Source organism: Heyndrickxia sp. NPDC080065 (assembly GCF_050281185.1).
Classification (GTDB): Bacteria; Bacillota; Bacilli; order Bacillales; family Bacillaceae_C; genus Heyndrickxia.
Genome location: NZ_JBNNWS010000004.1, coordinates 88,426 through 101,679, shown reverse-complemented (window position 1 = coordinate 101,679; position 13,254 = coordinate 88,426). Strand labels below are relative to the sequence as shown.

At 36.0% G+C, this 13,254-nt stretch carries 10 protein-coding genes and 2 pseudogenes; all 12 read left to right on the top strand.

Annotated features, from left to right (window positions below):
• The first annotated feature begins 4 nt into the window (after window positions 1-4).
• The 12 genes and pseudogenes from ACQKP0_RS05550 (at window position 5) to mutS (ending at window position 13,153) form a co-directional block, all read left to right on the top strand.
• Window positions 5-1,243, top strand: coding sequence for a competence/damage-inducible protein A (locus ACQKP0_RS05550; protein ID WP_427404820.1), 1,239 nt, complete (start codon window positions 5-7; stop codon window positions 1,241-1,243).
• Window positions 1,244-1,500: 257 nt separating this feature from the next.
• Window positions 1,501-2,115 (top strand): annotated as a pseudogene (gene recA, locus ACQKP0_RS05545) (recombinase RecA); the annotation flags it as partial.
• A 124-nt stretch (window positions 2,116-2,239) separates the two neighbouring features.
• The gene (locus tag ACQKP0_RS05540; protein WP_427405019.1) at window positions 2,240-2,863 is read left to right on the top strand and encodes a topoisomerase I; all 624 of its coding nucleotides are present in this window, start codon (window positions 2,240-2,242) and stop codon (window positions 2,861-2,863) included.
• 269 nt (window positions 2,864-3,132) lie between these two features.
• Window positions 3,133-3,558 (top strand): annotated as a pseudogene (locus ACQKP0_RS05535) (recombinase RecA); the annotation flags it as partial.
• Between the two features lie 243 nt (window positions 3,559-3,801).
• On the top strand, window positions 3,802-5,364 hold the full coding sequence (rny, locus tag ACQKP0_RS05530; protein WP_427404819.1) for a ribonuclease Y: 1,563 nt from the start codon (window positions 3,802-3,804) through the stop codon (window positions 5,362-5,364).
• 110 nt (window positions 5,365-5,474) lie between these two features.
• Window positions 5,475-6,275, top strand: a complete 801-nt coding sequence (locus ACQKP0_RS05525) for a TIGR00282 family metallophosphoesterase (RefSeq protein WP_427405018.1) — start codon at window positions 5,475-5,477, stop codon at window positions 6,273-6,275.
• 260 nt (window positions 6,276-6,535) lie between these two features.
• Complete coding sequence (gene spoVS / locus ACQKP0_RS05520; RefSeq protein ID WP_058002725.1) at window positions 6,536-6,796, top strand: stage V sporulation protein SpoVS; 261 nt, start codon at window positions 6,536-6,538, stop codon at window positions 6,794-6,796.
• A gap of 280 nt (window positions 6,797-7,076) precedes the next feature.
• On the top strand, window positions 7,077-8,621 hold the full coding sequence (miaB, locus tag ACQKP0_RS05515) for a tRNA (N6-isopentenyl adenosine(37)-C2)-methylthiotransferase MiaB (RefSeq protein WP_427404818.1): 1,545 nt from the start codon (window positions 7,077-7,079) through the stop codon (window positions 8,619-8,621).
• 2 nt (window positions 8,622-8,623) lie between these two features.
• On the top strand, window positions 8,624-9,055 hold the full coding sequence (locus ACQKP0_RS05510) for a RicAFT regulatory complex protein RicA family protein (RefSeq protein ID WP_427404817.1): 432 nt from the start codon (window positions 8,624-8,626) through the stop codon (window positions 9,053-9,055).
• 269 nt (window positions 9,056-9,324) lie between these two features.
• Window positions 9,325-9,864 (top strand): outer spore coat protein CotE, encoded by a 540-nt coding sequence (locus tag ACQKP0_RS05505; RefSeq protein WP_427404816.1) that lies wholly within the window; start codon window positions 9,325-9,327, stop codon window positions 9,862-9,864.
• A 181-nt stretch (window positions 9,865-10,045) separates the two neighbouring features.
• Window positions 10,046-10,414 carry a glyoxalase gene (locus ACQKP0_RS05500; protein WP_427404815.1) on the top strand — a complete coding sequence of 123 codons (369 nt, stop codon included), beginning with the start codon at window positions 10,046-10,048 and terminating at the stop codon, window positions 10,412-10,414.
• 156 nt (window positions 10,415-10,570) lie between these two features.
• Entirely contained in the window at window positions 10,571-13,153 is a 2,583-nt protein-coding gene (gene mutS / locus ACQKP0_RS05495; RefSeq protein WP_427404814.1) for a DNA mismatch repair protein MutS, read from the top strand.
• The last annotated feature ends 101 nt before the right edge of the window (window positions 13,154-13,254 follow it).

The following is a 13,254-nucleotide window of genomic DNA, read 5'->3' as shown; positions in this document are numbered from 1 at the left end:
ATAGATGAATGCAGAAATTATCGCCGTTGGTTCAGAGCTTTTGCTCGGTCAAATAGTTAATACAAATGCGAAGTTTATTTCTAAATGTTTAGCTGAAATTGGTGTGAACGTTTTTCACCATACAGTTGTTGGCGATAATGCTAATCGATTAAAAAAAAGTATCGAGGTTGCTGAAAAACGTGCGAATTTAATCATTTTTACTGGTGGACTCGGGCCGACGAAAGATGATTTAACGAAAGAAACCATTGCTAAACATATTGGAAAAAAACTCGTTATTGATGAACAGGCAATGCAGTCTATTGAAGCTTATTTTAAAAGAACAAAAAGAGTAATGACTGAAAATAATAAAAAACAGGCATTAGTTTTGGAAGGTGCCAAGGTTCTGCCAAATGAACATGGTATGGCACCAGGTATGTTTTTACATAATGATACGCATTCCTATGTGCTCTTACCTGGACCTCCTCATGAAATGGAGCCAATGTTTTTACACTATGGGATGAAAGCAATTCAAGAGAAAATGGATGTTAAAGAGAAGATTGAATCCAGAGTGCTTCGATTTTTTGGGATTGGCGAATCACAATTAGAAACAGAAATTGAAAGTATCCTTGATCGACAATCAAATCCTACAATCGCGCCTTTGGCATCTGAAACTGAAGTAACACTTAGAATTACCTCAAAACATCAATCTAGCGAGGAAGCAAGGCGGTTAATTGATCAAGCGGAGCATGAATTATTAAGCTATGTCGGAGATTATTTCTACGGCTATGACGATACGTCATTAATGGCAGAATTAATTAAAATACTAGAAAAACAAAACTTAACGATTGCGTGCGCGGAAAGTTTAACCGCTGGGCAATTTCAATCTGAAATGGCTTCTTATCCCGGTGTTAGCTCCATATTAAAAGGTGGGGTCGTTTGTTACACTAATGAAGCAAAACAGAAGATGGTGAATGTTAAAAAAGAAACCATCCAACAATTTGGTGCTGTCAGCAAGGAGACAGCAAAAGAGCTGGCAGAGAATATTTTGCTATCACTAGATTCAGATATTGGTATTAGCTTTACCGGAGTTGCAGGTCCAGACACCCTTGAGGGAAAACCGGCTGGGACGGTTTGGATTGGGATCGCAAGGAAAAATCACGAAACGAAAACCTTTTTATTAGAGCTTGCAAGCTCCAGAAATGGTAACCGATCACGGACGGTGAAATATGGCTGTCATTATTTAATGAAAGAACTTACTAAGTAAAGAATGGTATATGCCATTCTTCTTTTTTTTGAAAAATTATCAATCGAGGTAAAAAATGATTATTAGAGTTGATTTTTGCTCATAACTTCAATTTGAAGTAGTATAATAACGATTTTGTTATAAAAATGTTTTTGAAATTAGACGAATAAATGTTCGATATTTTACTTGGCAAACTATTAAAAAACAGTTATAGTAAAAGTAGATTCGATAATACAAATTCTTTGAATTAGTGTACTTGCTAAAAAGGAGGAAAAAATGTGAATGATCGTCAAGCAGCCCTAGACATGGCTTTAAAGCAAATAGAGAAACAATTCGGTAAAGGTTCCATCATGAAACTTGGTGAGCAAACGGATAGAAAAATTTCAACGATTCCAAGTGGATCACTTGCCCTTGATGTTGCATTAGGTGTTGGTGGGTATCCAAGAGGTCGGGTTATAGAAATTTACGGCCCAGAAAGTTCTGGTAAAACAACTGTTGCCTTACATGCGATTGCCGAAGTACAAGCAGCTGGAGGACAAGCGGCATTTATTGACGCAGAGCACGCACTCGATCCTGTTTATGCTCAAAAATTAGGTGTAAATATAGATGAGTTGCTTTTGTCCCAGCCAGATACTGGTGAACAGGCACTTGAAATTGCTGAAGCACTTGTCCGTAGTGGAGCAATTGATATTATTGTTATTGACTCGGTTGCGGCACTTGTTCCGAAAGCGGAAATTGAAGGTGAAATGGGTGATTCCCATGTTGGACTGCAAGCACGCCTAATGTCCCAAGCATTGCGAAAGCTTTCAGGAGCCATCAATAAGTCAAAAACAATTGCAATATTCATTAACCAAATCAGGGAAAAAGTAGGAGTTATGTTCGGAAATCAACAAAAAAGTGCTTAATCACTCAACATTCAATTCTAATAACTCAACATTCAATTCTAATAACTCAACATTCAATTCTAATAACTCAAGATGTGCCGACTTTTACAAATTATTTATTGAGGAGTAGAAGATAGTGGTTAAAGTAGGTAATCGAGTATTTAGAAATATTGATCAATGGCAAGTTGATTACATTGTGAAGAATTCTCATAGAAAATTGAAAGAAGTTGGAGAAGAAATAAACCTTAATGAACGAAGAGTTGGAGAAATACTTAAACTTTTGGGGATAAAAAGGGAGCGACACTGGAAATTATACTTGCCGAAAACGAAAGAAGTTGAGGAAGAACTTAAAAATCCCTATTTATCACATGTAGAGATAGCTGTTAAATACGGTGTCTCTGATGCATGTGTAGCCAAGAGAAGAAAAAACCTTGGTGTGAAAGTTAGGAAAAAGAACTTTGATACAATAATTGAGAAACAAGTTGAAAATATTTTGATTGAGCTCGATTTAGTATTTTTTAAGCAAAAGAAAATCGACAAATGGTCAATTGATTTTTACTTAGGAAGAAAATATTGTATTGATGTTCATGGGAAATGGGCTCACTCAATAGATAAAATTATTGAAAGAGATAAGCGAAAGCAAGTATTTATGAAAAATAATAAATTTAAATACTTGATTGTTTATGAAACCGAGTTATTAGATCTTGATGCTGTTAGAGAAAAGATTAAGGAGTTTACTTTGGGTTTCCCTTGCTAGTAATAGTAAGTAAAAAACCTTGTGAACCCTATTGCCTAGGGGTGTAGTTATTAAAGCTGCTAACGGTGAAGCCCTCCAATTTTTAGGGTAATACCGTGCCAAGCCTTACAAAAATTTAGTAAGGAAGGTGTAGAGACTACCGAAAAGGACCGAATGGTTAACCGAGTAGGGTACGACAGAGGATAGGCTGCTGTTGGAAGTGCAAGGCTCTCTAAAATAGAGATGAAGAGATAGTCCATACTATAGAAATGGTAAATCTATAGATCGTGCCAGAAACAACTCCCGGCGGACGTGCGCTTAAGTTTTATTCTTCTGTACGTCTTGAAGTTCGTCGTGCTGAACAATTGAAGCAGGGTAATGATATTGTTGGTAACAAGACAAAAGTAAAAGTAGTTAAAAATAAGGTGGCACCTCCTTTCCGTGTAGCTGAAGTTGATATTATGTACGGAGAAGGGATTTCTAGAGAAGGCGAAATCATTGATATGGCTTCTGAATTAGACATCATTCAAAAGAGTGGTTCTTGGTACTCATACAATGATGAGCGTCTTGGTCAAGGCCGTGAAAACGCTAAGCTATTCTTAAAGGAAAATCCAGACATTCGTAATGAAGTCATGTTTAAAATACGTGACCATTACGGTTTAGATGATGAAAAGCTAGCACCTGCTGAAGAAGAACAGGAAGAATTAGACTTATAAAAAATAAAAAGCAAAGTCGATTAGGCTTTGCTTTTTTTGATTATGACCTTTTACATAATTTGTTAATGTGCAATGGATAAGCCTTGACAATAAAATGACACAACTATAAAATTAATATGTATAATTTTATTTTTTTTAAATTGATTATGAAGCCCTAGCGCTGTATATTGAAACCTATGTAGCAATGTAACAGCCGACATGTTTAAAACATGATAAAAGTTCATAGCAAGGGGAGGTGAAATAATGGAAACACTAATGACAATCATCTCCATTTTGCTTGGCCTAATCGTTGGTGTAGTTGTTGGCTATTTCATCCGTAAATCTATCGCTGAAGCAAAAATTGCAGGAGCCAAAAATGCTGCAGAGCAAATAGTTGAAGATGCGAAGCGCGAGGCTGAAGCCTTAAAGAAAGAAGCCTTGGTAGAAGCAAAGGATGAAAATCATAAACTTCGTACTGATATTGAACGCGAACTTCGTGAACGAAGAAATGAATTGCAAAAACAAGAAAATCGATTATTGCAAAGGGAGGAGAACCTCGACCGTAAGGATGAATCTCTTGACAAGCGTGAAGCGATGCTTGAAAAGAAAGAGGACTCTCTAAATCTAAGACAACAACATATTGAAGAGATGGAAAGCAAAGTGGATGAGATGATACAGAAACAAAAATCTGAACTAGAACGTATCTCTAGCCTAACCCGTGATGAAGCTAAAGCGATCATCATTGAGAAGTTAGAAAATGAGCTTTCACATGATCTAGCTTTAATGATTAAAGAAAGTGAAAATCGCGCAAAAGAAGAAGCGGATAAAAAGGCGAAAAACATCCTTTCTCTTGCCATTCAACGATGTGCTGCAGAACATGTTGCAGAAACAACTGTATCTGTAGTAAACCTGCCGAATGATGAAATGAAAGGGCGAATTATCGGTCGTGAAGGACGGAATATTCGAACATTAGAAACGTTGACTGGTATCGACCTTATAATAGATGATACTCCTGAAGCAGTCATTCTTTCAGGTTTTGATCCTATTCGTAGAGAGACAGCACGTATTGCATTAGAGAAACTAGTTCAGGATGGACGCATCCATCCAGCACGTATCGAAGAAATGGTGGATAAAGCAAGACGAGAAGTAGACGAACATATCCGAGAAATAGGAGAGCAAACAACTTTTGAAGTAGATGTTCATGGACTACATCCAGATTTAATAAAAATACTAGGTCGTATGAAATTCCGTACAAGTTACGGACAAAATGTTTTAAAACATTCAATCGAAGTTGCTCATTTATCAGGATTATTAGCTGCTGAACTTGGAGAAGATGAAAGACTAGCTCGTCGTGCAGGTTTACTCCATGACATTGGGAAAGCAGTGGATCATGAAGTAGAGGGAAGCCATGTAGAAATTGGTGTTGAGTTAGCGACAAAATATAAAGAACATCCAGTCGTTATAAACAGCATTGCTTCACACCATGGTGATACAGAGCCAACATCCATTATTTCCGTATTAGTTGCAGCTGCAGATGCTTTATCAGCAGCAAGACCAGGTGCACGCAGTGAAACGCTTGAAAATTATATCCGCCGCCTTGAAAAGCTAGAGGAAATTTCCGAATCTTATGAAGGAGTCGAAAAATCCTTTGCTATTCAAGCAGGAAGAGAAGTTCGGATTTTAGTTAAACCGGAACAAATAAACGATGTAGAAGCACATCGCTTAGCACGTGATATACGAAAGCGAATTGAAGGTGAGTTAGACTATCCTGGTCACATAAAAGTAACAGTTATTCGTGAAACAAGGGCTGTTGAATATGCAAAATAAAGTGGTGTAATTGACACCACTTTATTTTTTTTCGAGAATTTGTTATATATAAACTGATCTTATAGGGAAATTTTTGATTGCCAACATGGCAAATAGAAAGGGAATACAAGATGAAAATATTATTTGTAGGAGATGTAGTTGGGTCTCCAGGGCGTGAAATGATAAAAGAATATTTACCGAAATTAAAATCTAAATACAGGCCTGAGCTTACGATTGTAAATGGTGAAAATGCAGCAGGTGGAAGAGGAATTACAGAGAAGATTTATCGACAATTTCTTAATGATGGTGCGAATGTTATTACTTTAGGCAACCATTCTTGGGATAATAGAGAAGTATTTGAATTTATCGATGAGGCTAAATTCTTGGTTAGGCCGGGAAATTTTCCAGAAGGCACACCAGGTACAGGACTATCTTTTGTTAAATCTGGGGGTTTTGAGGCTGCAATCATAAACTTGCAGGGGAGAACATTTCTACCCGCTATTGACTGCCCTTTTAAAAAGGCAGAAGAACTTATTCAGGTGGCTAGAAGTAAAACGAATATTATTTTTGTTGATTTCCATGCTGAAGCAACTAGTGAGAAACAAGCAATGGGATGGTTTCTAGATGGACAGGTAACGGCTGTTGTTGGTACACATACACATGTTCAAACAGCCGATAATCGGATTTTGCCAAATGGAACGGCATATTTAACAGATGTAGGTATGACAGGTCCTTATGATGGAATATTAGGAATGGAACGTGAAGCAGTATTGAAAAGGTTCTTAACAAGTCTGCCAGTTAGATTTGAAGTTCCTAAAGAAGGTCGGAAACAATTAAGTGCTTGTCTAATAGAAGTAGATAATAAGTCTGGGAAAGCAAAGAAAATTGAAACAATTTTAATTAACGATGATCATATGTTCATTTCTGAATAGGCGTTGTTAAACAATATTGTTGTTCCGAATAAAATCTGTACGGTATACGTAAAGAAATCTCTACACGCGTATCCTAAAGGGATTTTATCAAATATTATCGTTTGCAAAGGAATAAAAAATGTTATAAAAAATCCTCTTTTTTCGAACAAGCCGGAATAGAAATGGTTTTGAGTGAATATAGTAGCAATGGAATGATTATACCAGGATTGTTCACTCGCAAATGGACATTCGGTATTGGGAAAATACAAGGAGGAGAAGAAATGGAGATATTAAAAGTTTCAGCAAAGTCTAATCCTAATTCTGTAGCTGGTGCACTTGCCGGTGTTCTTCGTGAGAGAGGTGGAGCAGAGATTCAAGCAATCGGGGCTGGGGCATTAAACCAAGCTGTAAAAGCTGTAGCAATTGCTAGGGGATTTGTAGCGCCAAGTGGCGTCGATTTAATATGTATCCCTGCTTTTACAGATATTTTGATCGAAGGGGAAGAAAGAACAGCTATTAAGCTCATTGTAGAACCAAGATAAGCATTAAATGAATATTTTAGTTTAGGGACTTAGAGGCTGCTAAGTCCCTATTTTATTGTCTAGCTCCAGCGCCTAATCAAGGCGCTTCCGCATTTCGAATTATGTAATCCAAATCAAAATAATCAATTTGACCTTTTTTCGACAATATCTTTGTAGTATTGTTTTCCCATGTAAAAGGCTTTATACTAGAATAATGTGTATATATGCAATTATAATGAAAAAGTAATTAAGAATTTCATTATACAAATAGAATCTAAAAGGAAAATGAAAGGGGATTTCCATGAACGAAAAGCAACGTTTAGAGGGACAACAAGTAAATACTGTTGATCCTGCGGACAAAAAATCCGAAAAGGATTATAGTAAATATTTTCAATCAGTATATATCCCTCCTAATTTAAAGGATGCAAAGCGACGCGGAAAAGAAGAAGTAAAATATCATAATGACTTTGAGATTGCTGATGAATTTAAAGGTATGGGTAATGGAAGGAAATTCTATATTCGTACGTACGGATGCCAAATGAACGAACATGATACAGAAGTAATGGCTGGAATTTTTATGCAGATGGGATATGAGCCAACTGATTCTGTCGATGATGCTAATGTTATTTTACTTAATACTTGTGCAATCCGTGAAAATGCCGAAAATAAAGTGTTTGGTGAAATTGGTCATTTAAAACCATTAAAACTAGAAAGACCAGACCTTTTAGTAGGTGTTTGTGGATGTATGTCCCAAGAGGAATCTGTCGTAAACAAAATCCTTGAAAAACATCATCATATAGATATGATCTTTGGGACACATAATATTCATCGTCTTCCTCAAATATTAAAAGAGGCATATATGTCAAAAGCGATGGTTGTCGAAGTGTGGTCAAAAGAAGGGGATGTTATTGAAAACCTTCCTAAGGTTCGTAAAGGCAGCATTAAAGCTTGGGTTAACATTATGTACGGTTGTGATAAATTCTGTACGTATTGTATTGTCCCATATACTAGGGGAAAAGAGCGCAGCAGACGTCCGGAAGATATTATTCAAGAAGTTCGCATGTTAGCTGCACACGGGTATCAAGAAATTACACTACTTGGTCAGAACGTAAATGCATATGGGAAAGACTTTGAAGACATCAATTATGGACTTGGTGACTTAATGGATGAACTTAGAAAAGTAGATATCCCTCGTATTCGTTTTACAACAAGTCATCCTCGTGACTTCGATGATCGTTTAATTGAAGTGCTTGCCAAAAAAGGCAATTTAGTTGAACATATCCATCTTCCTGTTCAATCAGGTTCAAGTGATGTATTAAAAATAATGGCTCGTAAGTATACTCGCGAACGCTACTTAGAGCTTGTAAGAAAAATAAAAGAAGCAATTCCTGATGTTGCTTTATCAACGGATATTATCGTTGGATTCCCAAATGAAACAGACGAACAATTTGAAGAAACACTCTCATTATATCGTGAAGTTGGTTTTGAAATGGCCTATACATTCATATACTCTCCAAGGGAAGGTACACCTGCAGCGAAAATGAAGGATAATGTGCCAATGGAAGTGAAAAAGGAACGACTACAACGACTTAATGACTTAGTTAATCAGCTATCCCGTGAAGCATTGGAAAAATATAAAGGTAAAGTTGTTGAAGTATTGGTCGAAGGTGAAAGTAAAAATAATCCAGATGTCTTAGCTGGATACACTCGAAAAAATAAACTAGTTAATTTCATCGGTCCTAAATCTGCCATTGGGAAACTAGTTAAAGTAAAAATAACCGATGCAAAAACATGGTCATTAAATGGTGAGATGATTGAAGAATTAGAAGTAGTAGAGGTGAAATAAGGATGAAACGATATACAAAAGATGAAATTGTTGAACGTGCTACTGATATTGCAAAAATGATTGCAGAAACGGACGAAGTTGATTTTTTTAAACGTGCAGAAGCACAAATAAATGAAAATCAAAAAGTTCGTGAAATGATTGCAAGCATTAAGAGCTTACAAAAACAGGCTGTAAATTTCCAACATTATGGGAAAACAGAAGCTCTTAAAATGGTTGAGGGTAAAATTGAGAAAATTGAAGAAGAGTTGGATGAGTTACCTATCGTTCAAGAATTTAAACAATCTCAAGCAGATGTCAATGATTTACTGCAAATCGTTGCATCCACCATTTCTAATACTGTAACAGACGAGATTATTACTTCAACTGGCGGGAACCTGCTAGCAGGCGAAACTGGTTCGAAAGTTAAAAACAGTGTTGCAGGACGTTGTGATTGATACAAAAAAAGCCATCATTATGATGGCTTTTTTTGTTACCCACATCTTTAATGACAAAAATAGTGCGCCTAGAACATAAATATATAGTTTACATATAATGAAATAACCCATAAACATCATAGTAATGTATCAAATAACAATTCTTTTTCCCTAGTTGATTTTATCGTAAGAAAGCAATTAGGAATCACTAGGACAACTGAAAATATTCGCACACTAGTCTATTGCCATGCATAGGATGAAATGAAAATAAATGAGGAGGTTTCGCTCGAATGGCAGAATACAGAGAAATAATAACTAAAGCGGTCGTAGCGAAAGGACGAAAATTTACTCAGTCCAATCATACGATTTGCCCACCGCATCATCCATCGAGCATATTAGGTTGCTGGATTATCAATCATAAGTATGAAGCCCACAAATTAGATAAAAAAGTCGAAATTAAAGGCTCATACGATATAAATGTCTGGTATTCCCATAGTGACAATACAAAAACATCTGTTGTCACGGAGAAAGTGGAATATACTGATGTTGTTAAATTGAATTATCGAGATCCGGATTGCCTTGATGATAAGGAAGTTGTTGCAAGGGTATTACAGCAACCTAATTGTGTCGAAGCAGTAATTTCACCAAATGGAAACAAGGTAATTGTCAATGTTGAAAGAGAATTTCTCGTTGAGGTCATCGGAGAAACTAAGGTTTGCGTAGCTATTCATCCTGATGGCTGTGATTGTGAAGATGAATGGGAAGATGAATTAGACGAGGAATTTGAAGAACTAAATCCAGACTTTTTAGTAGGTTCTGAGGAGGAGTAAGCATAATTAACAATGGGTTATAAAGTAAGCTAGGAGAAGCGTCTCTCCTAGTTTTTTCTTTGTTATTATATATGACCAATCGATTTTTCTTAAGACCCAATATAAGTAAATTGTAATATTCAATTTACTATATCTCATAGTAAGATTAAGTTATCGATTTTAATTATAGGGAGGGAGAAGGATGTCTTTCGAATTTCAAGGCATTGATCACGTACAGTTGGCTGCACCAAAGGGTTGTGAAATAAAGGCCAGGGATTTTTTTGGTATTATTCTTGGACTGAAAGAAATACCAAAGCCAGAAAACTTACAGGGACGGGGAGGCTGCTGGTTTCAGTGTGGGAATCAAGAGATACATATTGGGGTTGAAGAAGATTTTAAGGGGGCTAAAAAAGCTCATCCAGGGTTAGTTGTAAAAAATCTGGAAGAATTAAAGAAGACACTCCTTGCAAATCAAATTATGATTATGGAAGATATTCCGATTAACGGAAGAAATCGAATCCATGTAAATGATCCTTTTGGAAATCGATTAGAGTTTTTAGAATACATTTAATGGATTTTAATCAGTAACAGGGCTAAAATGTCCTGTTTTTTATTGCTTATTCGTTTTCATATTCTTCCCTTTTCTATTTCAATCTGCTAGTTACTGTGAAGATTATGATATAATATGAGAATCAATGTTAGAAGTACGGAAAGGGTTTTGTAGAAAATGAGTCAATATACTCCGATGATTCAACAATATTTACAAGTGAAGGCAGAATACCAAGATGCCTTTTTATTTTTTCGTTTAGGTGATTTTTATGAAATGTTTTTTGACGATGCGTTGAAGGCATCCCAAGAACTTGAAATTACATTAACAAGTCGTGATGGTGGGGCTAGTGAGCGAATTCCAATGTGTGGGATTCCCCATCATGCTGCTGCAAATTATATAGATGTATTAATTGATAAAGGTTATAAAGTGGCGATTTGTGAACAGGTTGAAGACCCTAAAAAAACGAAGGGCATGGTAAAAAGAGAGGTCGTTCAACTTATTACACCTGGGACGAAAATGGATGGAAAAGGTTTAGTAGAAAAAGAAAATAATTATATTGCCGCTATTTCAGAATTTGAAGGTGCATTTGGTATTGCATATACAGATCTGTCTACTGGAGAAAATAGTGTAACTTTTATAGAAAATAGCTTCGATTTAGTTTTGAATGAAATGGCTATTATTGGAGCAAAAGAAATTGTCGTATCCTCAGGATTGAACCATGATAATCAAAAGCAAATAAAAGCTAGAATGAATGCTACACTTTCTATAGAAGATAATATTTCAGAAAATATGGATTATCAGCATTTGCTTGTTGACATCAATCACCAACAAATGAAATCATCTATAATTCGATTATTCAATTATTTATATCGTACTCAAAAAAGAAGCTTAGATCACCTGCAGCCTGTTTCAATCGTTGAAATCAATCAATATATGAAAATTGATTATTATTCAAAACGTAATTTAGAAATAACTGAAACCATTCGTACGAAAGGTAAGAAGGGATCCTTGCTCTGGTTATTAGATGAAACGATGACAGCCATGGGAGGAAGATTATTAAAGCACTGGCTTGACCGACCACTTATAGAGCTAAAGGAAATAGAGCGCAGACAACTTTTTGTACAAACATTTATTGAGAAATTTTTTGAGCGACAGGATTTAAGAGAAATGTTAAAGGAAGTTTATGATTTAGAGAGATTGGCAGGACGTGTAGCTTTTGGAAATGTGAATGCCCGTGATTTAATCCAATTAAAGCACTCCTTACAGCAAATTCCTATAATTTCTCAAATTTTAGAGCAATTAGACTTATCAAAGGAAATCAATCATGGAAAGAAATTAGATTCATGTGAAGAACTAACCGATTTACTTGAAAGAGCGATAAATGAAAATCCTCCACTTTCCATTAAAGAAGGAGGCATCATACAGGATGGGTATCATGAAGAGCTTGATCGATACCGTGATGCAAGTAGAAACGGAAAAAACTGGCTTGCCCAATTAGAGCAGGAAGAACGAAATAGAACAGGAATAAAGTCTTTAAAAATTGGTTATAATCGCATTTTTGGTTACTATATTGAAGTGACGAAATCCAACTTACAATCGCTGGAAGAAGGCCGTTATGAAAGAAAGCAAACATTAGCCAACGCGGAGCGATTTATTACTCCGGAATTGAAAGAAAAAGAAGCTTTGATTTTACAGGCGGAAGAGAAAAGTGTCGAGCTCGAATATGATTTATTTATTGAAATTCGTGAATATGTAAAAGAATACATTCCTCGTCTCCAAAATCTTGCGAAAATAGTAAGCGAAATAGATGTTCTTCAATGCTTTGCAACAATAAGTGAATCAAGGCACTATGTTAAACCTATCTTTAATCATGAAAGAAAAATTGTCATAAAAGACGGACGTCATCCAGTGGTGGAGAAGGTAATGAACGCCCAAGAGTATGTTCCAAATGATTGTCATATGGATGTGGATCGTGAATTGCTATTAATTACAGGGCCCAATATGTCTGGTAAAAGTACTTACATGAGACAAATAGCTTTAACAGCCATATTAGCTCAAATTGGGTGCTATGTACCTGCTGGTGAAGCGACACTGCCGATATTTGATCAAGTATTTACCCGTATTGGTGCAGCAGATGATTTAATTTCTGGTCAAAGTACATTCATGGTGGAAATGCTAGAAGCAAAAAATGCGATCTCTAATGCAACAAAAAACAGCCTAATTCTTTTTGATGAAATAGGACGTGGAACCTCAACGTATGATGGTATGGCACTTGCCCAGGCAATCATTGAATACATCCATACTCGAATCGGAGCAAAAACTTTATTTTCGACACACTATCATGAATTAACCATATTAGATCAAACATTATCTCAGTTAAAAAATGTCCATGTTAGTGCGGTTGAACAAAGTGGAAAAGTTGTATTTTTACACAAAATAAAAGAAGGACCAACAGATAAAAGCTATGGTATCCATGTTGCCGAGTTAGCTGAATTGCCAAAGGAATTGATTGTTCGTGCAAATGAAATATTGGCGCAGTTAGAAAACCAAGATAAAAAGACTGATCGTAAAGTAGTAATCAAGGAAGAGCAGCCATTAGCACAGCTTTCTTTTTTCGAAGAACCAGGTGCGAAAGTAAAACAGGAAGCAACTTCAAAAGAGAAGAAAGTAGTAGAAGAGCTGAAGAATATAGATCTTTTAGAATTAAATCCATTACAAGCAATGAATATGCTTTATGAGTTACAAAAGAAATTAAAATAGAGAAGTAGAGGCGATGGAGCAATTTGTACAAGCTTAGCCTGTCGGTATGATGAGGCTAAGCTTGTGAATTGGAGCTCCAAGGAGCTCTGCTAGAATATATA